The sequence below is a fragment of the Acinetobacter calcoaceticus genome (assembly GCF_051947995.1).
Taxonomy (GTDB): domain Bacteria; phylum Pseudomonadota; class Gammaproteobacteria; order Pseudomonadales; family Moraxellaceae; genus Acinetobacter.
In genome coordinates, this window is the sequence record NZ_JBLVVH010000003.1 from 521,577 (window position 1) to 544,841 (window position 23,265).

At 39.7% G+C, this 23,265-nt stretch carries 28 protein-coding genes and 2 pseudogenes; 12 read left to right on the forward strand and 18 right to left on the reverse strand.

Annotated elements, in window-relative coordinates:
* Nucleotides 1–580 (reverse strand): KGG domain-containing protein (locus tag ACNQO6_RS08375; RefSeq protein ID WP_440208662.1); only part of this gene is annotated, 580 nt, incomplete at its 3' end.
* A 379-nt stretch (nt 581–959) separates the two neighbouring features.
* On the opposite strand from ACNQO6_RS08375, the gene ACNQO6_RS08380 reads away from it, so the two are divergent.
* The 3 genes from ACNQO6_RS08380 to ACNQO6_RS08390 all read left to right on the forward strand — a co-directional run bounded on the left by ACNQO6_RS08380 (nt 960) and on the right by ACNQO6_RS08390 (nt 3,436).
* Nucleotides 960–1,388, forward strand: coding sequence for a hypothetical protein (locus tag ACNQO6_RS08380; protein WP_440208663.1), 429 nt, complete (start codon nt 960–962; stop codon nt 1,386–1,388).
* Between the two features lie 147 nt (nt 1,389–1,535).
* Nucleotides 1,536–2,414 (forward strand): SDR family oxidoreductase, encoded by an 879-nt coding sequence (locus tag ACNQO6_RS08385; RefSeq protein WP_440208664.1) that lies wholly within the window; start codon nt 1,536–1,538, stop codon nt 2,412–2,414.
* Between the two features lie 53 nt (nt 2,415–2,467).
* The gene (locus ACNQO6_RS08390; RefSeq protein ID WP_440208665.1) at nt 2,468–3,436 is read left to right on the forward strand and encodes a methyltransferase; all 969 of its coding nucleotides are present in this window, start codon (nt 2,468–2,470) and stop codon (nt 3,434–3,436) included.
* A 49-nt stretch (nt 3,437–3,485) separates the two neighbouring features.
* Here ACNQO6_RS08390 and katE read toward each other — a convergent pair.
* A pseudogene (gene katE, locus ACNQO6_RS08395) lies at nt 3,486–5,627 on the reverse strand (catalase HPII); the annotation flags it as partial.
* Nucleotides 5,628–5,685: 58 nt separating this feature from the next.
* A complete protein-coding gene (locus ACNQO6_RS08400; protein WP_440208666.1) occupies nt 5,686–7,095 on the reverse strand; it encodes an iron-containing redox enzyme family protein in 1,410 nt (469 codons plus the stop codon).
* 229 nt (nt 7,096–7,324) lie between these two features.
* Here ACNQO6_RS08400 and ACNQO6_RS08405 point away from each other — a divergent pair, with 229 nt between their 5' ends.
* The 4 genes from ACNQO6_RS08405 to ACNQO6_RS08420 all read left to right on the forward strand — a co-directional run bounded on the left by ACNQO6_RS08405 (nt 7,325) and on the right by ACNQO6_RS08420 (nt 9,436).
* A complete protein-coding gene (locus ACNQO6_RS08405) occupies nt 7,325–7,801 on the forward strand; it encodes a CinA family protein (RefSeq protein ID WP_440208667.1) in 477 nt (158 codons plus the stop codon).
* Between the two features lie 243 nt (nt 7,802–8,044).
* Entirely contained in the window at nt 8,045–8,242 is a 198-nt protein-coding gene (locus ACNQO6_RS08410) for a hypothetical protein (protein WP_440208668.1), read from the forward strand.
* 109 nt (nt 8,243–8,351) lie between these two features.
* A complete protein-coding gene (locus ACNQO6_RS08415) occupies nt 8,352–8,657 on the forward strand; it encodes a hypothetical protein (protein WP_440208728.1) in 306 nt (101 codons plus the stop codon).
* A 101-nt stretch (nt 8,658–8,758) separates the two neighbouring features.
* Nucleotides 8,759–9,436 (forward strand): DUF421 domain-containing protein, encoded by a 678-nt coding sequence (locus tag ACNQO6_RS08420; RefSeq protein WP_440208669.1) that lies wholly within the window; start codon nt 8,759–8,761, stop codon nt 9,434–9,436.
* Nucleotides 9,437–9,501: 65 nt separating this feature from the next.
* Here the strand turns inward: ACNQO6_RS08420 and ACNQO6_RS08425 are convergent, their stop codons facing one another.
* The 5 genes from ACNQO6_RS08425 to ACNQO6_RS08445 form a co-directional block, all read right to left on the reverse strand.
* Nucleotides 9,502–9,729, reverse strand: coding sequence for a hypothetical protein (locus ACNQO6_RS08425; protein ID WP_440208670.1), 228 nt, complete (start codon nt 9,727–9,729; stop codon nt 9,502–9,504).
* Nucleotides 9,730–9,787: 58 nt separating this feature from the next.
* On the reverse strand, nt 9,788–10,216 hold the full coding sequence (locus ACNQO6_RS08430) for a hypothetical protein (RefSeq protein WP_440208671.1): 429 nt from the start codon (nt 10,214–10,216) through the stop codon (nt 9,788–9,790).
* A 273-nt stretch (nt 10,217–10,489) separates the two neighbouring features.
* Nucleotides 10,490–10,753 carry a hypothetical protein gene (locus ACNQO6_RS08435; protein WP_440208672.1) on the reverse strand — a complete coding sequence of 88 codons (264 nt, stop codon included), beginning with the start codon at nt 10,751–10,753 and terminating at the stop codon, nt 10,490–10,492.
* A gap of 57 nt (nt 10,754–10,810) precedes the next feature.
* Nucleotides 10,811–11,002, reverse strand: coding sequence for a hypothetical protein (locus tag ACNQO6_RS08440; protein ID WP_440208673.1), 192 nt, complete (start codon nt 11,000–11,002; stop codon nt 10,811–10,813).
* A 90-nt stretch (nt 11,003–11,092) separates the two neighbouring features.
* Nucleotides 11,093–11,251: a hypothetical protein gene (locus ACNQO6_RS08445; protein WP_440208674.1), complete on the reverse strand. Its 159-nt coding sequence runs from the start codon at nt 11,249–11,251 to the stop codon at nt 11,093–11,095.
* A 323-nt stretch (nt 11,252–11,574) separates the two neighbouring features.
* Between ACNQO6_RS08445 and ACNQO6_RS08450 the strand changes: the two genes are divergently transcribed.
* Entirely contained in the window at nt 11,575–11,754 is a 180-nt protein-coding gene (locus ACNQO6_RS08450) for a sporulation protein Cse60 (protein ID WP_440208675.1), read from the forward strand.
* A 254-nt stretch (nt 11,755–12,008) separates the two neighbouring features.
* Nucleotides 12,009–12,476, forward strand: coding sequence for a hypothetical protein (locus ACNQO6_RS08455; RefSeq protein ID WP_440208676.1), 468 nt, complete (start codon nt 12,009–12,011; stop codon nt 12,474–12,476).
* Nucleotides 12,477–12,642: 166 nt separating this feature from the next.
* Here ACNQO6_RS08455 and ACNQO6_RS08460 read toward each other — a convergent pair whose 3' ends face one another.
* The 3 genes from ACNQO6_RS08460 to ACNQO6_RS08470 form a co-directional block, all read right to left on the reverse strand.
* Nucleotides 12,643–13,188, reverse strand: a complete 546-nt coding sequence (locus ACNQO6_RS08460; RefSeq protein ID WP_343579155.1) for a glycine zipper domain-containing protein — start codon at nt 13,186–13,188, stop codon at nt 12,643–12,645.
* 238 nt (nt 13,189–13,426) lie between these two features.
* Nucleotides 13,427–13,906, reverse strand: coding sequence for a hemerythrin domain-containing protein (locus ACNQO6_RS08465; protein WP_440208677.1), 480 nt, complete (start codon nt 13,904–13,906; stop codon nt 13,427–13,429).
* Between the two features lie 155 nt (nt 13,907–14,061).
* Nucleotides 14,062–14,514: a hypothetical protein gene (locus ACNQO6_RS08470; protein ID WP_343579162.1), complete on the reverse strand. Its 453-nt coding sequence runs from the start codon at nt 14,512–14,514 to the stop codon at nt 14,062–14,064.
* 297 nt (nt 14,515–14,811) lie between these two features.
* On the opposite strand from ACNQO6_RS08470, the gene ACNQO6_RS08475 reads away from it, so the two are divergent.
* Nucleotides 14,812–16,482 carry an FMN-binding glutamate synthase family protein gene (locus ACNQO6_RS08475; protein ID WP_440208678.1) on the forward strand — a complete coding sequence of 557 codons (1,671 nt, stop codon included), beginning with the start codon at nt 14,812–14,814 and terminating at the stop codon, nt 16,480–16,482.
* A 56-nt stretch (nt 16,483–16,538) separates the two neighbouring features.
* Here the strand turns inward: ACNQO6_RS08475 and ACNQO6_RS08480 are convergent, their stop codons facing one another.
* The 7 genes from ACNQO6_RS08480 to ACNQO6_RS08510 form a co-directional block, all read right to left on the reverse strand.
* Entirely contained in the window at nt 16,539–17,192 is a 654-nt protein-coding gene (locus ACNQO6_RS08480) for a hypothetical protein (RefSeq protein ID WP_440208679.1), read from the reverse strand.
* A complete protein-coding gene (locus ACNQO6_RS08485) occupies nt 17,193–17,921 on the reverse strand; it encodes a hypothetical protein (protein WP_440208680.1) in 729 nt (242 codons plus the stop codon). It abuts the gene before it with no gap.
* A 58-nt stretch (nt 17,922–17,979) separates the two neighbouring features.
* On the reverse strand, nt 17,980–18,498 hold the full coding sequence (locus ACNQO6_RS08490) for a DUF4124 domain-containing protein (RefSeq protein ID WP_440208681.1): 519 nt from the start codon (nt 18,496–18,498) through the stop codon (nt 17,980–17,982).
* An 82-nt stretch (nt 18,499–18,580) separates the two neighbouring features.
* Nucleotides 18,581–19,609 carry an alpha/beta hydrolase gene (locus ACNQO6_RS08495; RefSeq protein ID WP_343579149.1) on the reverse strand — a complete coding sequence of 343 codons (1,029 nt, stop codon included), beginning with the start codon at nt 19,607–19,609 and terminating at the stop codon, nt 18,581–18,583.
* Nucleotides 19,609–20,742, reverse strand: a complete 1,134-nt coding sequence (locus ACNQO6_RS08500; protein WP_440208682.1) for a YdcF family protein — start codon at nt 20,740–20,742, stop codon at nt 19,609–19,611. Before ACNQO6_RS08500 ends, ACNQO6_RS08495 begins: the two co-directional genes overlap by 1 nt.
* Nucleotides 20,743–20,750: 8 nt before the next feature.
* Nucleotides 20,751–21,785: a UDP-N-acetylmuramate dehydrogenase gene (murB, locus tag ACNQO6_RS08505; RefSeq protein ID WP_440208683.1), complete on the reverse strand. Its 1,035-nt coding sequence runs from the start codon at nt 21,783–21,785 to the stop codon at nt 20,751–20,753.
* Nucleotides 21,786–21,798: 13 nt separating this feature from the next.
* The gene (locus ACNQO6_RS08510) at nt 21,799–22,308 is read right to left on the reverse strand and encodes a low molecular weight protein-tyrosine-phosphatase (protein ID WP_440208684.1); all 510 of its coding nucleotides are present in this window, start codon (nt 22,306–22,308) and stop codon (nt 21,799–21,801) included.
* Between the two features lie 328 nt (nt 22,309–22,636).
* On the opposite strand from ACNQO6_RS08510, the pseudogene ACNQO6_RS08515 reads away from it, so the two are divergent.
* Both ACNQO6_RS08515 and ACNQO6_RS08520 read left to right on the forward strand, forming a co-directional pair.
* Nucleotides 22,637–22,789: pseudogene (locus ACNQO6_RS08515) on the forward strand (HD domain-containing protein); the annotation flags it as partial.
* A 191-nt stretch (nt 22,790–22,980) separates the two neighbouring features.
* Nucleotides 22,981–23,232, forward strand: a complete 252-nt coding sequence (locus ACNQO6_RS08520; protein ID WP_343579131.1) for a PAAR domain-containing protein — start codon at nt 22,981–22,983, stop codon at nt 23,230–23,232.
* Nucleotides 23,233–23,265: the final 33 nt, after the last annotated feature.

The window sequence follows — 23,265 nt, forward strand, 5'->3', positions numbered from 1 at the left end:
GGCCACCTGAACGGTTACCGCGACGATCATCTTCATCGTCGTCATCATGACGGCTACGGCCACGACCACCTGAACGGCTGCCACCACGATCATCTTCATCGTCGTCATCACGACGGCTGCGACCTCGGCCACCTGAACGGTTACCGCGACGATCATCTTCATCGTCGTCATCATGACGGCTGCGACCACGACCACCGGAGCGGTTACCGCCGCGATCATCATAATCATCGTCGTCATCGTCATTGCGGCTGCGACCTCGGCCGCGACCACCGCGATCATCATAATCGTCATCCTCATCGTCACGACTGCTAGAACGACGACCATTTCTATGGCTTAGAGAGCCTGCTTCACGTGCTTCTTCAGAGGTAAATTCGTGCGCATTGCCGCGGGAATGGGCAATACGCCCTGCCTCCCGTGCTTCCTCTGTGGTAAATTCATGCGCATTGCCGCTTGCATGGGCTGCACGTCCGCCCTTACTTGCGATTTCCCGTAATCGATCTGGATCCATGCTGGCGAATCCACGGTTTGAGATACCTGAGTTATTATCTTGATCATCGTTTCTAGAATCTTGATTAGCCATGATTATCTCTTCCTCTATTAAAATTATATATAGGCCGTTATATAGCGGCTATATTCACCATAAGAGATAAAATGCTTTTGCTCTAACCCTGCTATGTTTCAATACTTTTAAATGTTTCTCCGATATTTTTTTCTTAAAGTTATATCCCCATGTTATCTGTAATTTTTTTAATTTATATTTTTTAAAATTACACCATGATTTTTACGCATTAAATCACATCGAGATAAAAGCATTAATAAAGTCAACAAATAAACATTCATTTACAACCCACATCTAAATAATTAAAGTTTACATAAAAAAATACAAAGCATATGTTTAAAAAAACAATTGAATTGAAGACATTAAAAATTGGACAGAGAAAAAATTTAGGAGAATTAAAATGAGTAAAGAACAAGAGACAGATTCAGTGATAGAACTGCAATCCAGCTTTATAAGTTTGCTCAGTCCTGAAATTTTGCTGGCTCATCTCGACATCAATCATAATGACTGGGTTGCCTATGACTCGGACTGGTTTTACAAAGTAGAAAAAAAAGATATTGCCTTGCCCTTCCAGCGTATCGTGTACATAACCAATAATATGAAAAATATAGAAATTTTAAATAATGAACAGGAGTATTCCAACGCATTAGACACTCAACAGGCTACTGTCAGTAGCAGCACTTTAGTGGCAGCTGAAAAAATAATCCGAGCAATCCTCAACCTGGCAGATACCACACCCATTGAAAACTGGACTCAAGATACAGAAAACAGAACACTTGTTGAAGATATTATTGCCAGTAACCATATTAAGATTTTAGCGATTGTCTAAATGTCATTTTATAATCGTTAAAATTTATATTTTTTTACTACCTTCTACGGAAAAAATACAATTCCAACTAATCAAAACATTGTCCTTACCGAAAATAACATCTTTTTCCAAGATGATGAAAAATAATCGAAGCAAAGGACGTTAGAGATGAGCAATAATCCGAATCAATATCCAACAGCTGCACCGGCGCAAGAACAACCACACCAGCCTGGAAAGCAGCAGGTCATGCATCCAGAACCTGAAATCATTAAATCCACCCATCTGGGCAGTCATAAACTTAAAGATAAAGTGGTGCTGATTAGTGGTGGCGATAGCGGTATAGGCCGTTCCGTCGCGGTGTTATTTGCCCGTGAAGGTGCAGACGTCGCAATTATTTATCTTGAAGAACAACAAGATGCTGAAAAAACCAAACAACTCGTTGAACAAGAAGGTCAGCATTGTTTACTGCTCAAGGAAGATATTAGCGATCCCCAAAGTTCAGAAAAATGTGTCGCAGAAACCCTTAAGGTCTTTGGAAAGATTAATATCCTGATTAATAATGCCGGTGTACAGTATCAACAAAAAGATCTTGGCGATATTAGTACCGAACAGCTGGAAAAAACATTTAAAACCAATATATTTTCAATATTTCATTTAACCAAAGCCGTGCTGCCTCATTTAAAAGAAGGAGACAGTATTATTAATACCACCAGTATTACCAGTTATCATGGACATGATGAATTAATGGACTATGCCAGTACCAAAGGCGCAATTACCACATTTACCCGTAGTTTATCCAATAATCTGATGAAGCAGAAAAAAGGCATTCGTGTTAATGGCGTTGCCCCTGGCCCGATCTGGACACCCCTGATTCCAAGTAGTTTCGATCTAGAAACTGTCGCAAAATTCGGTCAGGACACGCCAATGGGACGAATGGGACAACCGAGTGAGGTTGCGCCCGCCTACCTATTCTTGGCTTCGGATGATGCCAGTTATATCACCGGACAGGTCATCCACGTGAACGGTGGTGAAATCGTCAATGGCTGAGACAGAACAAAACCTCCTTTGGGAGGTTTTTTCATAACAACAAGAGGCTAAAAATGAATCAGCATGTCGATATGGAGCTTATACAGCAAAGGGCTTTGCACGATTTACTTAATTTTCTAGTAGAACAGCATTACCGTTTTACCGTCATTACCCCTCTTACTCATGAGCGGGTATTTATCCGGAAGCAAAACATATCGGATACACCGAGGAGTTTAAGGGATATTTTTGGCTGGAATTTACCTTTTTATCAACAAGATCTGGATCAATCACTTTTTCTGATCTTAAAAAATGCCGAATTGATCCATCTGCAAGGCCAGCAATGGTTAAGCTATGTTCGGGTCGCCTCTCTGGAAGATCAGCTATTCATCCATTCCGCCTTTCCAACTGTTGAGACCGATGCAGTGTTCTTCGGGCCAGACACTTACCGTTTTTATTATCATCTTAAACAATACTTGCTCACCCGCTCCCAACCAGTAAAACGCAGTGTAGAACTGTGTTGTGGTACTTCTGCAGTTGCCATTGCAATTGCCTGTGTATTTCCTGAAAGTGCAGAAATTTTCACAGCTGACATCAATCCTAAAGCACTGTTGTATAGCCAGATAAATAAAAAGTTTAGGGGTATTGATAATATTTTTCCCAAACACAGTAATTTGTTCTCTGCTCTGGATGGTGATTTTGATTTGATTTTTGCCAACCCTCCTTATCTGATGGACCTGCATGAACGCCAATATCGGCAAGGTGGCAATGCACTGGATGGAACAGATCTATCCTTAAACATCCTTAAAGAAGGCATAAAAAGACTTAGGCCTGAAGGAGCTTTATTTTTATATACAGGCATTGCCATCAGCTATGACGGCAATAAATTTTTAGAATCGGTCGATCACTTGATGCAACATTATCCTGACTTTAAATATAGTTATGAAGAAATTGATCCAGATGTGTTTGGAGAAGAGCTTGAACAGCCTGCCTATCAGCATATTGAACGCATAGCCCTAGTCTTGGTCAAACTTTCCGCTGCCTGAGTCCTTTAAAACAGATATAAAAAAGCTCCATGATGGAGCTTTTTTAGCATTAGGCAGGTATGGCTTCAGCCATAGCTTCCCGCGCCCAAACCCGATGGTGACGCAATAACTGTTTAAGCTTCTCGGCCACATGGCGAAAATCATCTTGGAGCAACGTACCCTCATCCGGTTTTAAACCCAGCTGATCAAGTAATTCCGCTTTATCACCCAACAACACAATTGGTTTCAAGTGCTTATAAGCTTCCAGCAGATAATGTTTGCTTACCCCGTCGGCCAGAACCGCATCCAGATTATCACCATCAGCAATCACCACCGCATCATAGATAATGGAGGGTTCGGCTTTCTGCATACCGTCTGAAGGAATCACTTCATCACGTGAGCCTTTTACAGGCGCCAGCATTGGGGTAAGTAAATGCACAATGGCATTTTCCTGAATTGACCAGTTGATAATGGTACGTAAGCTCTCGGCATGGACTTTATCATGAATCAGTACAGCTATTTTACGACCCTTGATATCCTCTGGAATAAATGCCTGCATAGACAATTTTTCAGATTTTTCAATGCTGGCATGCTTGAAGTTTTCTTTTAAGTCGGGCACTTCAATCCCAAGATTTTCTCCGACTTGCTTGGCAAGATCAGTATCAATATTGGCCAGCACTTCCTGTACTTCACGCTCACGGATGTGTGGGCGCTGTACCTTGCTCAATTCAAAGGTATAGGCATCTACCACATGTTTTTGCTCATGCGGTGCCAAGCTTTGATAGTACAAACGGGCTTGTGAGAAGTGATCCGAGAAAGATTCACTGCGCTGGCGAATTTTATGCCCGTCAATACGTTCCTGATAACTTTCAAAGCCTCCATTCTGCGCAGCAGGCGGAATCTCAATGGGCCAGTTATTATCAATCGAATTGGGTTGATAAGAGGCTTGGCCTTTATGGATTTGATGCTGGTGTATGCCATCACGCTGGTTATTATGGAATGGACATACTGGCTTATTGATCGGGATCTGATGGAAATTCGGTCCACCCAAACGACTTAACTGGGTATCGGTATAAGAGAATAAACGCGCCTGTAACAACGGATCATTGGTAAAATCAAGTCCTGGCACAATGTGACCCGGGCAAAATGCGATCTGCTCGGTCTCCGCAAAAAAGTTGTCGACATTACGATTCAATACGAACTTTCCAATCGGGGTAATCGGGACCAGTTCTTCTGGAATAATTTTGGTCGGGTCCAGCAGGTCGAAATCGAAGCTCATTTCATCTTCTTCTTCAACTATCTGCACGCCCAGTTCCCATTCAGGATACAGGCCCTGCTCAATGGCTTCATACAGATCCCGTCGATGGAAATCCGGATCTTTACCTGCCAGTTTTTGTGCTTCATCCCAGACCAGTGCGCTTAAACCTTGTTTCGGCGTCCAGTGAAATTTCACAAAGCGTGCTTTTTCATGGGCATCTACAAAACGGAAAGTATGCACACCAAAGCCCTGTATCGAGCGTAAATTCCGCGGGATCGCACGGTCTGACATGGCCCACATGACGGCATGCGCAGATTCAGGCACCAGTGAGACAAAATCCCAGAAAGTGTCATGGGCAGTGGCGCCAGTCGGAATTTCTCTATGCGGTTCCGGTTTAACCGCATGAACAAAATCCGGAAATTTAATTCCGTCCTGAACAAAAAAGACGGGAGCATTATTTCCCACCAGATCGAAGTTGCCTTCTTGTGTATAGAACTTGATGGCGAAACCGCGAATATCACGTACCGTATCAGCTGAACCACGAGGTCCCTGAACGGTAGAAAAACGCACAAAAATCGGTGTTTGTATCGTTGGATCCGTTAAAAAGCCGGCTTTGGTAAAACGTTCATTACCTTTATAAGCCTGAAAATAGCCATGCGCACCCACACCACGTGCATGTACAATCCGTTCCGGAATGCGCTCATGGTCAAAGTGGGTAATTTTTTCACGTAAAATGAAGTCTTCGAGTAAAGTCGAGCCACGTACGCCCGCTTTTAAACTGTTCTGGTTATCTGCAATCTTGACGCCTTGATTGGTGGTGAGCGCTTCGTTGGTTGCATCACTTCTCACCTGGTCAAGCTGTCTGGTCTTTTCAGTTTGATTGTTTTTGTCTGGTGTATTCCCAGCTAAAGCACTTTGGCTATTGTTATCTTTAAGATCGTCATTCATTGGGCTACCCTGTTTATTGTTGGCTAAATAAAAATGATGAGATGTTTTGCTAAAGTTTCCTCAGTTAACGCGGCGAAGCCGTTAAGTAAGGAAATAAAAGTTCTGCATATTTCTGCGTACTCCATAAACCGATGCTTTTGTGATGAGATTCGGGGGCGAGAAAAGGCGTCAATTTACAAAGCTTGAGTGCAAAATTGTCTGTCTGGCTGACTCTGCTTTGTAAATGCTCCAGTTCGCCATCCGAGATATAACTAAATAAATAGTCATGTAAGGGTTGTTCTTTACTTAGGCTATTCTTATACGGCAATACATGAGTTGAGTATTGTTCGCCTGCAATCCAGTCGTGAATAATCTGTCTTTCGGCCGGGGTAAACACCCCATACATTTTTCCATCTTCATGGCTGATCATGCGCCAGAACACGCTTTCTTCCGGATCACAATTAAATTTAATCCATCGCTTTTCGACCAGTTGATTGATGAAGTTGCCAATTTCTTGAGGATTGGCCAACCACTGATTAATAGATTTACATCCAATAAACTGTTTTTCGTTATGTACCAGTTGTCCAATTAATGCCTTACGTTTTAAGATTTTATGAACGAAGTTTTCAAGATTCAGATTTTTAATAATTTGTGGAGAAGATATACCCTGCTGGTTAAGCGCATAACCCCGTTTTACTTTTTGCATAAAAACATCTTTATCTTTATATTTTTTATATACATTTTCAAATACTTTCAGTGACTTATGTGCATGACCATTATCTAAGTTATCAATGGTAATATGTAAGTTAAAATACTTGGCTTCAATTCCCAGCTCTCTAAGCTCATAGTTGGTGATTAGAAGATGTAACGGAAGTTGTTCATAGCCGAGATTAAAACCAATAATTTCTGGAATATACTCTGGCGGAGCATACCCTAGCGCAAGTTGAACTGCAGATTGATGGTAGTATTCATCATCCAGAAACAGCTCAAAATCATCCAGTCCCAATACACGCAGCAAATCATCATAGATACAAACATGATTGGATTTTGCCTGACCCAGACCTAGCTCTTCCAGATAGATCAAGATCAGATCATGAAAAACCGGATCATTCCAATAATTGACAATGCTGTATAGCCAGGAACCATCCACCTTTTTGACTGGTGCGACTTTGAGTAAAAATTCAAACGCCTGCCCGATATTTTTAAAATATTCTCGCTCGCCACCTGCTTCGCGCTGACTTAAATATTCTTGATATTGCAGGCATACTTTTCGATTTTCATTGTTATACCATTTACGGATTTCCTCCACTTCACTCGGTAAGGAAATCTTGTTGGGCTTCATCGTCTCAAATTCTTGTGTTAAAAAATTAACTGCTTTTTTCTCTTTTTCAAAGTTAGATATATCCCCATCAAGGAAGAAAGAAACTAACTCGTAATAATTTTTATGATCGTCCTGCAACAAATCAAGTAATCTTTTTTTTACGACAACTGACATTTCCATTCTCCGAATTGAAAATATAAATCCACCTTACGATGCTCATCCATTATTCCTACCTGCATTTTGTTAAATCAGGTTAATATTGAAACAAAGGAATATAAAAAACTTTTTATATCAACCAAATAGAAAAACCACAGGTTTACATTTCAATATTTTGAATTATTTAATCAAAAAAAGATTCAAAAATAATTAATAATTTAAAGTATTACTTTTATTCGAGAACGCTATGTTTAAGCAGTCATGTCAATTACTCGCCCAAAAAAAACTTTCTATTTTCTTTCTGGAAAGTGCTTCCGCAGGTTATTTATCTTATCAATTTTCTTTGAGTCCATTTTCAGGTGACATTCTAATGGGCAGCCTAGTTTGTTATAACCTAAAAGTAAAAGAGAAAGTACTTAAAATTTCGCCAGCAATGATCAAAAAATATAGTGCTGAATCAACTCAAGTAACCAAGGAAATGATTAGAAAAGGAAAGAAAATCTTTAAATCCGATATTTATATTTCGTGTACTGGATTACTTAAGCCGGGAGGCTCTGAAACCAAAGAGAAACCTGTAGGGAGTTTCTTTTACTGTATCGAATATAAAAATAAAACCTATACTTTCAAACAGCTATATAAAGGCACACCTGAGAAAAAGCTAGAAAAATTACTTAATGACATATGCACTAATATTGTTAAAATTATCAAAGAAAAAGATAAATAAGAAAGCAGGGACTCAGTTTTATGTTGCATTATGTTACTTTAATATCAACTTATATTAAGACTGTTTTCAACAAAAATAGATTAAAAGCTTTAACTTCTTAAAAAAACATGAGTTAACTCATAAGAGTGTATTACATTTAAATATAGTGAAACAGGCTCCGGCTTTTGTTCCAATAAAAATATGTTTTAATTAAACCATCTGATTTACTCAGATAATATCAACAACCAAATGAGGTGTACGATCATGAGTAATACAAATAATCAAGGCAATCAAGAACGCAATAATCAACAGCAGCAACAGCAAAACCAACAAAATCAGCAAAACCAAAATAATGACAACCGTCAGCAGCAACAGCAGCAAAATGACAACCGTCAGCAACAAGGATCTAACCAAAAAGATTCTAACCATCAAGGATCAAACCAAAATAATCAGCAGAAATAAACGTTGATTATTTTGAGATCCATAAATATTTAGGAGAATAAATTAATATTCTCCTAAATTTTATATACATTGGAAATTTTGCTGGAGAACGATAATGACAAATCAGAATATTACCGATCAGAATAACCAAGCTTCACGTGTCAGTATTGATCCAAATGATCATTGGCGCGAAAGCTATGTGACTCGACCTTATTATCAAGAAGCTTCGTTGGATACACCAGACCTCGATTATGACCGGGATTTTTCTAAAGCTTATGAGCTAGGTAGTCGCGCACGCGCTGAGCACGACCGTAACACGCAATTTGAAGATGTTGAGGGCAATCTCAAAGAATCTTGGGAAGAGTTGAAAGCTGAGTCAAGATTAAAATGGGAACAGGCCAAGCAAGCGATCAAAGATGCCTGGGATAAAATATAACGCCCTCCGCTACCCAACAAATGAGCTTATTTAAAATATAAGCTCATTTTTATTGCATAGAATATTAATCACTTACAAATTATAAGAAAGAGTATATAAAAATGGATCTTATCGGTGTTTTCATCCACGACACAACGTGGAGTTTGGTGATAGAAATCATCATTCGCTGTTGTGTCATGTTTCTGCTTATCCTGATTTTCTTAAAACTCTCTGGTAAACGCGGCATCAGACAACTTTCAATCTTCGAAGTCGCCATCATTCTCAGTCTAGGCAGCGCTGCTGGCGATCCAATGTTTATAGATGATGCGCCGATTGCTCAGGCATTTGTGGTCATGTGTACCATTATTATCTTATATCGGCTTGTGACCTGGGCCATGATGAAAAGCAAAAAAATCGAAATTCTTCTAGAAGGAAAACCGCTTTGTATTGTGGAAAATGGTTTAATGGTGATACAGGATATGAGAAAAGAAAAATATTCTCATGATGAATTTTTTGCGGAATTGCGCCAGCAAAGTGTTGAGCATCTCGGCCAAGTGAAAGTCGCTTTACTTGAGACCGATGGCTGCTTAAGTATTTTGTTTTATGCCACCGAAGAAACAAAATGGGGTTTACCGCTCTTCCCAAATCACTATAAAAAAACAGATTATTTAAACCCAACGCTTTTTTATTCTTGTATGTATTGTGGTAGAACCCAGCACTTAAAGCATCTTGCAGAAGAATGTCCACGATGTAAAGGCAAAGATTGGGCAGAATCTTTAAACACACCACACATCAATTAATGCTGAAGTATTCAATTCGCTTATAAACTTGGCGCCAAATTTCTAAGCCGCTAAAGCGGGTCATCCTAAGGGCTTAAACGGAAAACTTTTCCTGTGCGCGGATGCGTAAAAGTCAGGTCATCATTTAGCTGGATCACTTTATCTGTAATGACCACTTTAAACATCGGCGACCAGGAAAACTCATTTCTATTCGCCTCCATTGCGGGCAACTTCTCATAAATCTGCTCTACAATAATCTTGTCACCCGCTTCACTACTGGCATCCACTTCTTTTAACATATATTGTTTCGACATCTTAAAAACTCCTGTTTCAAAATAATCGGGGCAAAATACGAAAGATTCCTCTATAGCATTAACTTGTTTCTTTATGCTTAAAATATGAAATAATTTCTTCACCACTATTTTTAGTCTTGGTTACAATATTTCCTTGTTCATCATAATAGTAGCTAGGCATAACCACCTTATTTTTTAATTTTGACTCTGATTTTTTAGTGGAAACAATAATCTTCCCTACAAAACCTGATAACCACAATATATATTCACCTTTATTTTTACTTTTGGGTAAAATACTCACATCCAGATTGATAGATAATGCTTTTGACTTCATTAACAAGTCTTCAAAATTAATGTAATTGTAAAGCATTTTAAAATTTGAACCTTTAACCACACTTCTTAACTCAATCATTAAATTATTAAGATCTTCTACATGATCATCTGTGAAGCCATATTTTGATTGAACTTGTTCATAAATTTGTTCTGCTATTTTTAAATATTGATGCATGACATTATTCCTTTATATTCTATTTAGGAATTTTGCAGCATTTACAGTAATCAATTGTTAATATTGTTTTAACTTGTGAAATAGCCCTTAAATTTCATATACATAAACACTACACAATAAGTGAGCAATACAGCATTAACAAGGTTTAATGCGAATGAAATCACAATAAAATACATTATTCATGCTTTAGCTAATTTTGATTAAATATAAAGATTAAAAATAGCTAAAGTAGCATTTTCTACTTTAGCCATTTTTCCAGCCCGCGTATTTGATTTAGGATGCCGGGGTTTGACCTGAATGAGAAGTGGCATTCCCGGTCTGAACTCCTGATGCCTGCTCTTCAATCAGCGCTGGCGCTGAGGTGTGTTGCATGTCATCATGGATTTCAGTATTAGGACTCACAGGTGCCGCCTCCATAGAATGTGGAGTCGTTGTTTCACCTTTGGTCATTGGATCATCGGCATCCCGTTTTTTTTCACAGCCTGCAAAAGCAAATACACAACATAATGCTAGACTTTTCACGCATAAATTCTTCATTATCATTACCTCTCACTTGGTTGACTGAGTGACTAGATGAAATTCAAAGAAACCGCTCTATTCATCCTTCATCCACGCACTCTTCTTTTTACGTTCATGCTCCAATCGGCTTTTTCGACGCTCAGATAAAGATTTGTGATGTTTGGTTGAATCTCGCTCCCATTCATCGATATCTATCATGCTGTCCAACACATATTCAGAGCGATAATGGGACTTAGAACCGATTAATTGATTTTCTTTAGCACTCATACTATTTCCTTATATTTATACTCAACTTCATATTTATTAAAATTTTAGGTTTAATATAAAAGAAGCTTGATCACAAGCTTCTTATTCAGATTATTTTAGGAACTTACTCAGCACTTTCTTGCCTTTCACATCATCACCTAAATTCAGATCATCTTTTTTCTCATCAGACAACTTATTTTTATCTTTATGAGATTTATAATAACAACCTAAAGCAACACCGGTTCCTAAAGTCAGAATCGTTTTTAACATGTGGCACCTCTTAATGTATTTAAGCAACCTCTATACTGAACAATATTCATGTAAATTTCCCTGTTACTTTTTTTACTTTTCTTAAGAAATGCAATCTTATGTAATTATAAAAAATTTAACCAGCCATTCACAACAAACCTAACCCATTAAAAAATATAACCATTCCCTGTCTTTATAAAAATTAAACATCTCGAAGCATATATCTCGAAACAAGTTAATAGAAACCTATAACAAATTTCAAAACCAAAACAAATGATATAAACAAATTAATTCCACGTCTCTTATGCTGATACTTTAATAATATTTTAGAAAGGAGAAAAATTATGGCAAAGGTAAAATCCTTTGAATCGGCTTCCATTCAAGATCTAGAACATAATATTAACAATTGGCTTAGGAATGAGCTCAGCCAGAATAATCAAGTCAATATAAAATTTATGAGCCACGCATATGGAAGTGAAAAAGAGCAAAAATTTACGGCATTACTGGTGTATGAATATTGCTGAATCAATATAATCAACAGGTCTAATATGAGCAGTAATCGTATTAGGCCTTGTTTCTTCATAAATTATAAAAACATAATTAATTACATAAAAGACTCTTCCCGTATTTAAACCAATTTAAATTTATTTCCTTAGTTAATGAGACGCTGCTGTTGCATAAAGCGCTTATTACTCACAATAACATGGTTAACCGATACAATAAGAAACCTAAAATTCTTCATAATTACTAAATAGCTTGGGCTTAGGGAGAGTAAGATATGCCACAATATTTACGTATAGCTGAAAAAGTTTATAGACAAGTAAAGGAAAATAAAGACTTTAATCAGGATCCTTTAGAAAATTTAAACAACTTAATGATCGAAATCCGTAAAGAGCTAAAAGGTTCTAAATTAAAATTACTATATAACTTTATTGACTTTGAAGAATGCCTGAACAAGCCGAATGCTGAATGTAAGATTCAGCTAGATATTAGCCTGATACCGACGATTAAGAATGAGGGTGAATTTATCCTCTGGTTAGCAGGTTTTATCCAAAGAATTACCACGGACGGTAAGAAAAAGCTTCCACCTATTCGTAAAGAAATCCCGCCAGAATTCAAATATACCCAGCCTAAAGAAGCCAAGAAAATCGTGCCTGTACAACCCGAATATTCTAAAAGTGGAGAATTAATTAACTCTTACTTTAAGTCAGACGAATTTATGGAATCCTATAATAAAAGCCATTGATTCAGGAAAATAGAAGTGGGCTCTTGACCGTTCACACTTCTATGATTAGCTGAAATGATTCAGCCGCCGCCTGTACGGGCGGTTTTCTTTTAACTGTACTATTTGCAATTTAACTAAAAAGCCCTGTTCATAAAGAACAAGGCTTAGAGACTTCAACTCTACATTCTTATTTGGACAGATCTGTCGTCCGGTTCCAGGCATCTCGCGATGCATGGCGCGCTTCATCCCATGACAAACGGGAATCCGCTTTTCCTTCTCGGTCCCAATGGGTTCTTAACTCGGGTTCAACGTCTTCAAAAGCCACATCTGGATCATAACCATAACGCTTTTCATATCCAACACGGTAAGCCCCGCGGTAATCTCGGTCATAATCCAGATCAGGATATTTGGCTTTTGCTTCATTATAATAAGGCTGGTTCAGATAATTTTCACGCCAATAGGCATCTTCTACAGTCGGGTCAATTGCCTCACCTACGGCATTACCTGCTAATCCACCAACGAAAGCACCCACGGCGCCACCGACCAATGTACCGACGGGACCACCCGCACTCCCAATGGTTGCACCTGCGACTGCCCCACCTGCTGCACCGACACCGGTTCCAACAGGATGCGACCCCGGTTCTCCGGTGATTGGATCTGCATTAAGCTCTTTTTTTACTTCGTCAGATGCGTTTTTAATACGTTCACGATCATATTGGTCATTATTTATCATGGTTATTCTCCTTAAAAAATAATTTATTTGAAACTTTATACTTTGATAGAAGTTTCAATCATTGAACTATTTACATTTTCAGATTAGATAACTTCTTTGTTAAAAACCGTTATAAGAATTTTTTTTAAGTTAATGGCACTGGTTTAAAGTAAAGCGGGAAATATATTGAAATAGATCGAGAAATTTATTCAAATAAAAACCCTCATAAAGAGGGTCTAAATATATTAACTTTTTACATTTAGGTCAGGCTATCTTTGTCTTTATTTAAATACTTTATGTATTCGGTCTGATATTTTTGTGCCAATTCCAGTTTCTGATCATCTGCTAAAATCTTACCCGCTTGCTGGAAGAAACTATGTTCTTCCTCTTGAAGATGATGATGAACCACTTCAGATAATTTCTTGGCAATTGCCAGCCAACCCGGATTACTAAACTCAGTTTCTGTCAGTTGTTCGAGTAACTCATCCATTTCATGGTGCTCTGCTAAAGCATGACGGGTAATATTCAGCCCCGCATCTGTCATCATTAACGGAATATACAGAAAACGATCCTCAGCGACCGCATGTGCAAATAGTTCGTTTTTTAATAAATCAAACAACTCTCTTCTTTCGGGACTATCACCCGAAGTTTTGACTAATTTCTCTGAAAGCTCTCTTTGCTTTTGATGGCTTTCTCGTAAAGCTTCAAATATGGTTAATACTTTTTCACGTTTTGGCATTGTTGGTCTCTTTGGGCTACAGTGAAAAATTTACACTAAAAATCAGACAGATATAAATTCTACAAGTTTACTTTATTTCTTATCTGCAACTGATTTTTATGTATGAAAGGAGTATTGAACGGATCCAATCCTCCTTCATGATCGTAACACTTAAGTTAGTGTTGATTGAAGCCATTTAGAAAATCTCCACGCTTAAAAGAGGAGATAATTTGCTCACTATTTTTATCTGTGCTCATCACATCAATCTGCCTGAGATCACTAGTCACGGTAAATTCGGGCGGAATATTGTCGACAATAGGAGGAATCCTTTTTTTACCACCGACGGTAATTTTTTCAATAAATCCTGCGAGCCAGAGCACATATTCATCCTGATATTTATAATTTGGAATTAGACTGACATCGATATTCAGGTAACCCTCTATAAGCTGGTTCTTAAAGCCAGAATTAAACTCAATAAAATTATAAATAAGCTTCATATCAGTACCCTTCAGCGCTTTACGAATTTGTTTGAGTAAATCATTGATATATTCGACTGGGGCTTGCGTAAACTTATTTTCGTCTTTAAGGTTTTTATAAACTTTTTCAGCAATACGCAAATATTGTGGCATTTCGAGCGTCCTCCACTTTTTTGTATGCATGTTTATTATCTAAAATTTAGTTTTTCTATTTGTAATCATTCTTACTTTTATTGTGTTATATACTATTTTTATGATAATAATTTCATATTTTGTAATACTTATAGTCGCTAAATTTCATTTTTAAATTGTGTTTTTTTGCTCACATTTAAACCGATAAAATACCCTTCATAAGAGAATAATTCTCATATCTAACAATTCGTTACTTGTGGTTCAGGCTGGTTCTTGGCATCGTTTGTCCATTGCTTTATTTTTAGGAATCTCCTGCCGATGGCTAGTCCAGCACAAGCGATAAGACATAAACTACTTAACACTTTCTTTTCAAGACATTCTGTTTGGTTTCTTTGTATTTTCATTGCTTTAAGTATTACCTGGTTCAAAACAATTTATACACCACACAGTATTTATTATTTTCTTTCAGACACCTTACTCAATAGTCTATGGTTAGTAACTAGTTTACTCAGCTTGCTAGGTCTTTATGATTTATTGCAAAAGAAACATGCCATTTTAAGAAACTATCCAATTCTTGGACATTTCCGCTTTATCTTTGAGGATGTCCGTCCGGAAATCCGTCAGTACTTCATTGAATCTGATCAGGATGCATTACCCTTTTCACGCATGCAACGTAGTCTGGTCTATCAACGTGCCAAGAATGAAAATGCAGATAAACCTTTTGGTTCAATTATTGATGTATATGATCCAAATTACCGTTTTATTGTTCATTCGATCGCACCTTGTCCGCCTTCCGACCCTGCGACATTCCGCGTACAGATTGGTAATACACAGTGTAGCCAGCCTTATAGTGCCTCGATTATGAATATCTCTGCGATGAGTTTCGGCAGTTTAAGTGCAAATGCCATTCGTGCACTCAATAAAGGTGCAGCTTTGGGTCATTTTTATCACGACACAGGCGAAGGCAGCTTAAGTCCTTATCATTTAGAAAATGGCGGCGACATTGTCTGGCAAATCGCCAGTGGCTACTTCGGTTGCCGTACCCCTGATGGCCTGTTTTCACCGGAAAAGTTTGCTGAACAGGCAAAAAACCCGAAAATTAAAATGATTGAGGTGAAACTGTCTCAAGGTGCAAAACCGGGTCATGGCGGTATTTTGCCAAAGCATAAGATTACTGAAGAAATTGCTGCGATTCGTGGTATTTCGCGTGACCATGATTGTATTTCACCGTCTAAGCATCCAAGCTTTAATACCCCGATTGAAATGATGCATTTTATCCAGCAGTTGCGTGAACTTTCTGGCGGTAAACCGGTGGGCTTCAAGTTATGTATTGGTCAGCCGTGGCAATTTATGAGCATTGTCAAAGCCATGCTGGAAACAAAAATTATTCCTGATTTTGTGGTGGTTGATGGCTCAGAAGGTGGTACCGGCGCTGCACCAATCGAGTTCAGTGACTATATTGGTACGCCTTTAAGAGAAGGTTTGCGTTTTGTACATAATACCCTAGTCGGTGCCGGTTTACGTGATCAGATCAAGATTGGTGCCAGTGGTAAAATGATCAGTGCCTTCGATATTGCCAGTACTTTTGCATTAGGTGCCGATTGGGTCAATTCAGCACGTGGCTTTATGTTTGCGGTAGGCTGTATTCAGGCGCAAAGCTGTCATACCAATCAATGCCCGGTCGGTGTTGCGACCCAAGATAAAGACCGTCAGAAAGCGATTGATGTCCCAACCAAGGCTGAACGGGTCTTTAACTTCCATAAGAACACCTTACATGCACTTTCTGAAATGATTGCAGCTGCTGGCTTAAATCACCCTTCGGAAATTAAGGCACATCATTTAGCCCAACGTATGAATGATCGTGAAATTAAAAACTATGCACAGATCCATTTCTTCTTAAAAGAAAATGAGTTGTTGCTGGGCGATTTAAAAGATGAAGACAATTTCTACTATCGCATGTGGAAACTTGCCGACCCAAATCATTTCTAATTTATGTAAAAAAGCCACTGTAAAGTGGCTTTTTTATGGCTTGTATAAAAAATCAATTACCGGCTAATCAAGCGATAAATGCCAAAGATTGCAAGCATCAGGATCAGCAGAAATTTCAGATAAGCAGTCCAGTTGTATTGTGAGCCCTTACCCTGCCAGATTTGTACTTCTACAGACTGGAACTGAAGATTCGAGGCTTCCATCAATTCGGCATGCACCGCATAATTGATTCCGTTATTTGCCTCACTTACTGAAAATGGATCTGAGCTAATCACCAATAATATGGATTCATTGGCATCATAACGATGCGAATCATTGCTCTGAAAAACTTCGGGATGATAGCCATTTGAGGTTTCACTTTGAACACCCCCTATCCACTTTAACTCGGTTTTTCCGGCTTGCAGCGTGGTCCCTTTCACCACAAGTACAAAACGATAAGGATTTTGGGCTGCATCAGCCTGAAAGCTAATCCCCACATTGGGTCGCTGAAAGGTATCTTTTGGAGGATCAATGACTGCCTTGTTCAAGGCCTGAATCTCACTCGGGGTGAGTAGGATCGAATTGACCAGATTTTCGCCATATTCTCCAGCTTTAGGCACATGCTTCACCTGACCACACGCAATTAACATCGTACTTACAGCAAACATGAATACAACTCGAATCCAGTTCATGCTAACCCCAAGCTGAGCGTTTTTATTCAATCGTTTCATTTAAAAAACACTCACCGCAATATGACGATCCAGCATCCAGCGAATCACCGGACCTTGCTGCTCCACAGGCAGAGATAAAATATATTCAAACGTTCGTATCACAACGTCACACTGTTTATTTTTGTCTGGCGCAGTTTCACCGGCATTGAGTAGATCGGCATCAGCCGCGTAATCCTGTCTTAATTTATCTGCGATTTGATTCCATGCTGGCGGGGCTTGCATACGCTCCACCACTGAACGTGAACCTTGATGGGTTAACATATAATTCAGTGCGGCAGCGGTCTGTTGCTGCGTAGCAATACTGAGTAAATTTCTTCGTTCATCTATCGTCGTCTTACCATACAAAGGAAATGCGATAGGGAAACAATTGCCTTTCCGTTTAGCATCATAAAGTTGCTGTAAATAAGCTTTTGTCCATAACCGTTGCCCTTCATCATCAGCCTGCTTTTCGACGATCTCCCGAAGCTTCCACCACAACGTGCTGCTGACTGTAGCCAGCATTTCTTCGGGCTGAACAGTTGCATTCGCCGTTTGCTGAATCGTTTCGTAATCTTTAATCGCATGTTGCTTCAGTGGCTGCAGTAAAACAATTTGATCCAAAAGGGTCTGACGTTGTTCAACTGGATTGTTCTGTGCAACCTGTCCTGATGTTAACTCGTGCTGTGAGCAACGATTTAACAATAAGAAAACGGCGAAAATTACCCCGATGACCATCAATGCTGCTCTCATTGCGCATTTCCTTGTTATTTTAGTATTTGAAAATGAATAACGTTAAGATGACCCGTCATTAACGCTTAAATGAACAGGTGGAACTGGTCTGAGTCACCAAAGTATTGGTAGCGGCATTGCAACTGAGATAAATTCCGCCATCTTCAGTACACACTCTTGCGGCATACCGCTGAGGATTATTTTCCAGTAATTGCGCTGGCCGATCTGTATAACGGGCGAATCTCTGCAATGCCTGAATCCGTTGTTTACATTGGCTGAACTCAAGTATGATTTTTTGAAATTCGGATCTCGACGTCACTGTTCTGGTCTTGTTGCTTGCCAGATCCTGCGTATAAGCATTTTTCTCATGCATGATGGCCTGCTGCCGTTGTTGCTCCAGCTGACGGCAATCGCCGGTAAAGCCATCAGCCGCCGAACCTGTACACGCTGTTTTCTGGCCTGACTGAATCGCACATGGCCGACTTTGATAGGCTGTACCCTGACTGGTTACACATTTATAGAGCTCTTCAGCACAAACCGGAAAGGTCGCACCGAGCAGAATCAAGACACAAAAACCCCTTAATGTACCTTTTTTCATGATTTCCCCGAATATCTAATTCATTGATATTTTTTATAATATTCGAGATTCTATCACTTAAATAATGGCTAAAAAAGCGAAATCAATAATAATAATGGTTAGGTTTGGCATGCAAAAATGCCGGAATCAGCCCTGTGAGCGCGGCACGAATATCTGCACGTTCATTGATCAGCTGATGTGAGCCTTCCTCCAACATCAACAAGGTCTGTAGTCTAAACTTACGGCGGATGTATTCAATGTTATAACGCCAGTCCACCGTTTGATCGAGCGCACCCTGTGCGAGCCATACCGGAATACGGCAAGCCGGACGCTGTTCCATTTCCAGCATCCATTTCGACATCGCCAGAATCCAGTCCATACCCATCATACGAGGCTGTAAAGGATCGGTTAAACGGATAAAACGCAGAAACTCGGGATTGTGATTATTACGACGGAAATGTCGTGGTACCTGACTCTTGATACGGCGAATGATGCCCAGCCCGACCGAGTTATGCCACCATGCCGTTTTTGCAGGCCTGATCAATGGAGAGAGCAATAATACCCGATCAACAATCGGATCTTCGCGACGTTCAGCAAATTCGAGTAAATGATGCATCCAGATGGCACCGCCCGTACTTTGCCCGATTCCCAGCCACGGTTTCGGTAATTGTCTGGCGCCACGCACTGCATCATAAACCGCATGCAAGACTTGCTGATAATGATCAAAGTTTTGAATACTGGCCGGTGAGCCATTACTCAGACCATGTCCAGGAAGATCATAGGTCAGCACGCTAAAACCCTGCTCAAGAATTTCCTTGATAATCGGCTGATAGATGCCGCTATGTTCCAGATAACCATGCAACAGGCAAACGGTACCCTGAATCTTTTGTTGCTTCGGCTGGAACACCTGTACATGCAAACGGTACAACGGCATTTCCACATACCCCTGCCAATGCTCGCAATCCAGTACATTTAAACCATAGAGTTTACGATAGGCCTGTAATGGTTTAGATGGTTCAACTATGGCCGATAAATCCAAGGGTTCCAGCACTTGCGGCGTGGTTTCACGATTTGGAACAGGTAAATCCAGTTGTTTTAGAATTGTCGGATTTAAAAAAGGAATATTGGACATTAGGGTATCTCTCGACAATCACTTGAACCAATCAACATATCACGAATTGTGGCCAGCATTTCGTAGTTCGCTCGGCGACTGTGATCATAGTTTTGTTCGCTCGGACGCCAGTCTGTTAAGGTCGTTGGCATAGGTGCAATCACAGGAACCGTTTCAATACCGCTTAAGGCAAATAAACGGCGGGTACGCGGCATATGATATTCATCGGTAATCAGAATTACCGTTGGCGCTCCGCCTTTCTTTTGAAGCAATAACGAGCTGAATCTGGTGTTTTCGCAGGTGTTCATACTCCTATTTTCAAGGAGTTTTGCCTCTATACCCCGCTCTTTTAACCACGCTTGCATATAAGGCGCTTCAACGCCGCTCAAGACAATGGGTAACGCATATTGCTTCTCGACCTGAAGCGTTTTCTCCAAACGTAAGCGGGTATAATTGTTAACCACGATATCCTTACCGTTCGCGCCGAGTGTTAAACCGCCACCCAGCACCACAATGGCATTTGGCTGGGAAATATTTTGTGATTCCGGTGCACCATCTTTATTCTTTTTCAGCTCAATCAGGTCTTTATTGGTCTCGTCTTTATCGTCTTCATTCACAGGCAATTCGATGGGATACGTTTCTAAAAAAGCAATATATTTACCCATCAAAGCCTGATTATCCGGTGTATTCCACTGTAGAAAATCTAATGGCGTTGTAATGGTGACCGCTGAACTGGCCTGATCCTGATCAACTCGCTCACCCATCAATGGAATATTCGCTTGCTTCTTTTCTTCAGCACTTTCTTTTTCCTGCTCTTCAACAATCAATGCTTGCAGTAATTTATAACGTGCCTGAATCAATCTTAAATCTTCAGAATGCTCTGACTGAAAGGATCTTTCCATCAACTTAAGGTAAGCCTGACGAGCAATCCACAGATTCGAACCCGGTTCCAAAGTTTCATGCTCACTCAAAGCTGCTGGCTTCTGGCTTTGTGCTGCAACCTCATTCACATCTACAGGCACAAAGCGGTTAAGCCCTTTGACAACCAGTTGGGAATAAAAAGGGGAATATAAAAAAAGTACAAAACAGCCCAATAGCACGAATAATATGGTAATTACGCGTACTAAACTGACCATCCAATGCACTTTAGCCATAAATCTCCTCATCCACGATGGGCTTGAATTAAACCATGTTCACTATATAACACAGGTTCAGGTTCAAGCTGAATACTAAACTTTTGTTTTACATCACTTTGTACGGCCTGATAGGTATTTTTTACATCAGTCAGTGCTGCATCGGCATAATTGACCAGAACCAAGGCCTGTTTATGAAACATGCCAACTGGCCCTAATTGTTTACCTTTCCAGCCTGTTTGGTCAATCAACCAGCCTGCTGCCACTTTAACATTGCTATTCGGCTGCGGATAATGCGGTATGTTTGGAAATTGTTGAGTAATTTTGTCAAATTCAGTTTGAGACAAGATCGGGTTTTTGAAAAAGCTCCCCACATTAGGAAATTCTTTAGGGTCGGGTAACTTGCTTTGACGAATCAGGATGACCTGATTTTGCAAATTTTCTGCACTGAGCTGATCACCTACTGCTTGTTTTAAATCCCCATAATTCAATCTGAGATCTGCTTTTTTCAGTAATTTAAAAGTCACACTCACAATGATGTAACGGTTAGGATCATCCTTGAAAATGCTATGACGATAGGCAAACTGGCATGCCTGAGCCGGAATCGAATCAAACTGCTTCAGTTGACGATCATATACCTGAACAGAGTCAATAAACTCTCCTGCTTCAACGCCATAGGCACCAATATTCTGGACTGGCGAGGCCCCAACCAACCCCGGTATCAAAGCCAGATTTTGTAAACCGAACCATTGCTGGCGGGTACTATATAAAACAAAGTCGTGCCAGACCTGACCTGCACCCACTTTAACGCTAACCGTGTCGGCATCCTGAGCAACAACTTCAATACCCTGAATATTTAAATGAACCACCAAGGCCTGTATATGCTGTGGCAATAACACATTGCTTCCGCCAGACAATACCAGCACATTGAGTTGATGTTGTTCTGCAAAATCTAGCGCTGCAATCACCTCATTTGCCTGATTGATCTGTACATAATGTGAAGCAATAGCATTAAGATTTAATGTATTTAAACTTTTAAGCGAAACCTGCTCTTGTACTTGCATGTTAAATTAAATCCTATGACCCTGCTTTTATCTGCTTTTTAAAAATATCAACCCATGCTTGACTGCTTGATTCGCACTGATCCAGTACCCGGTCAAAACCCTCTGCTCCACCATAATAAGGATCAGGAACTGCTTGCTGGTTAAATTGAGGATCATGTTCACTCATCAAGGCAATTTTTGCCCGAATCTGTGCTGCACCAAATTGTTGAATTGCTTTTCGCATGAGAACCTGAATATCATCAAAATTCTCATGGTCCATTGCCAGAATCAGATCAAACTCCATGAAATCATTCAGGTTGATTTGTCTTGCACGTAATGCGGACAAATCATAACCACGTTGCATTGCATGTTGTTGACTGCGTGCATCAGGCGCCTTGTTGGGATGATAATTACTGGTTCCTGCCGAATCGACAAACACATCCAAACCATGTGTATCACAGTAATGTCTGAGAATTGCCTCTGCAGTTGGAGATCGGCAAATATTGCCCAAACAAACACATAACACCTTATATTGTGCTTTCATTACCAAACAATTCCAACGATTCGTATTTTAGGAGACCCAAAGATTGTATGCAAAATTTCTGCACCAATAGAGGTAAAACAAGTAAATGTCATTATGCATGAATTGACCATAGTGACATCACGTATTTTGTCAAAACTTGCTTTGATTTGAAAGGAAATAGTGTTGATCTCTATTGAATATTCTGTATGAATATGTACTTTTTTGGAATTAAGGATGGGATGGAATACCTATCAACGGATAATTGCTCATCATCGAAACCTTGAAATCTAGCATGCTTAGAAACCGTTATTTTTTACACTCATACAAGCCCTCCCAAGCAACAGTCCATTCGCTACTCGCTTTAGTTTTTGAAGAGGAATTAAAAGCTTTAGATTTTCCAAGAGTGCTAAAGATGTGTTTGGTACATGACCTAGGTGAAACTCTGAGTGGTAATGTTCCAGCAATTGAAAAACAAAATCATCCAAACAAAGATGTGCAAAAATGCCAGTTGTTTAGATTGGCATTTTTTTAATCTATATCTTTTCTCACAATCTAGGACATAAAAATCAAACCATTTACTCAGCTCCCTTAAACTTTGGTATAACATTTTAGACTGGCTGGTCAGTAGACAGAACTGTCTATATTTCTTTGCTAATATGGTGCGGTAAATTGATACCGTGAGTAAATCTTATTATGCCAACGCGATATATTGTTGTAGGGTGTCCCACAACTGGTGGTGGTGAAGTCATCACAGGCAATAATAATTTTTTAGTTAACGGAAAAGCGATCGCGTGTATTGGAGATGAAGCAACCTGTCCTAAGCATAGTGGTGTTTCTATTATCATCACCGGTGATGTCACGACCCAGCTTGGTGGTCGATCGGTTGCCCGTATTCATGATTCACTTTCCTGTGGCTGTAAGTTATTACAGCTAGAACAGGCTTAACCTGCATTTGAAGTCTTCTACTTCCCCCTCATC

Coding starts and splice junctions, on each gene's coding strand:
- ACNQO6_RS08465 (WP_440208677.1), bottom strand. CDS start 13,906: ATGCCAAAACGTGAAAAAGTATTAACCATATTTGAAGCTTTACGAGAA.
- ACNQO6_RS08400 (WP_440208666.1), bottom strand. CDS start 7,095: ATGTCAGTTGTCGTAAAAAAAAGATTACTTGATTTGTTGCAGGACGAT.
- murB (WP_440208683.1), bottom strand. CDS start 21,785: ATGCAAGTACAAGAGCAGGTTTCGCTTAAAAGTTTAAATACATTAAAT.
- ACNQO6_RS08420 (WP_440208669.1), top strand. CDS start 8,759: ATGGATCTTATCGGTGTTTTCATCCACGACACAACGTGGAGTTTGGTG.
- ACNQO6_RS08470 (WP_343579162.1), bottom strand. CDS start 14,514: ATGCCACAATATTTGCGTATTGCTGAAAAAGTTTATAAAAACCTTAAA.
- ACNQO6_RS08480 (WP_440208679.1), bottom strand. CDS start 17,192: ATGAAACGATTGAATAAAAACGCTCAGCTTGGGGTTAGCATGAACTGG.
- ACNQO6_RS08500 (WP_440208682.1), bottom strand. CDS start 20,742: ATGGCTAAAGTGCATTGGATGGTCAGTTTAGTACGCGTAATTACCATA.
- ACNQO6_RS08445 (WP_440208674.1), bottom strand. CDS start 11,251: ATGTTAAAAACGATTCTGACTTTAGGAACCGGTGTTGCTTTAGGTTGT.
- ACNQO6_RS08430 (WP_440208671.1), bottom strand. CDS start 10,216: ATGCATCAATATTTAAAAATAGCAGAACAAATTTATGAACAAGTTCAA.
- ACNQO6_RS08440 (WP_440208673.1), bottom strand. CDS start 11,002: ATGAGTGCTAAAGAAAATCAATTAATCGGTTCTAAGTCCCATTATCGC.
- ACNQO6_RS08435 (WP_440208672.1), bottom strand. CDS start 10,753: ATGAAGAATTTATGCGTGAAAAGTCTAGCATTATGTTGTGTATTTGCT.
- ACNQO6_RS08390 (WP_440208665.1), top strand. CDS start 2,468: ATGAATCAGCATGTCGATATGGAGCTTATACAGCAAAGGGCTTTGCAC.
- ACNQO6_RS08405 (WP_440208667.1), top strand. CDS start 7,325: ATGTTTAAGCAGTCATGTCAATTACTCGCCCAAAAAAAACTTTCTATT.
- ACNQO6_RS08450 (WP_440208675.1), top strand. CDS start 11,575: ATGGCAAAGGTAAAATCCTTTGAATCGGCTTCCATTCAAGATCTAGAA.
- ACNQO6_RS08475 (WP_440208678.1), top strand. CDS start 14,812: ATGGCTAGTCCAGCACAAGCGATAAGACATAAACTACTTAACACTTTC.
- ACNQO6_RS08380 (WP_440208663.1), top strand. CDS start 960: ATGAGTAAAGAACAAGAGACAGATTCAGTGATAGAACTGCAATCCAGC.
- ACNQO6_RS08510 (WP_440208684.1), bottom strand. CDS start 22,308: ATGAAAGCACAATATAAGGTGTTATGTGTTTGTTTGGGCAATATTTGC.
- ACNQO6_RS08495 (WP_343579149.1), bottom strand. CDS start 19,609: ATGTCCAATATTCCTTTTTTAAATCCGACAATTCTAAAACAACTGGAT.
- ACNQO6_RS08520 (WP_343579131.1), top strand. CDS start 22,981: ATGCCAACGCGATATATTGTTGTAGGGTGTCCCACAACTGGTGGTGGT.
- ACNQO6_RS08455 (WP_440208676.1), top strand. CDS start 12,009: ATGCCACAATATTTACGTATAGCTGAAAAAGTTTATAGACAAGTAAAG.
- ACNQO6_RS08485 (WP_440208680.1), bottom strand. CDS start 17,921: ATGAGAGCAGCATTGATGGTCATCGGGGTAATTTTCGCCGTTTTCTTA.
- ACNQO6_RS08490 (WP_440208681.1), bottom strand. CDS start 18,498: ATGAAAAAAGGTACATTAAGGGGTTTTTGTGTCTTGATTCTGCTCGGT.
- ACNQO6_RS08385 (WP_440208664.1), top strand. CDS start 1,536: ATGAGCAATAATCCGAATCAATATCCAACAGCTGCACCGGCGCAAGAA.
- ACNQO6_RS08410 (WP_440208668.1), top strand. CDS start 8,045: ATGAGTAATACAAATAATCAAGGCAATCAAGAACGCAATAATCAACAG.
- ACNQO6_RS08460 (WP_343579155.1), bottom strand. CDS start 13,188: ATGATAAATAATGACCAATATGATCGTGAACGTATTAAAAACGCATCT.
- ACNQO6_RS08425 (WP_440208670.1), bottom strand. CDS start 9,729: ATGTCGAAACAATATATGTTAAAAGAAGTGGATGCCAGTAGTGAAGCG.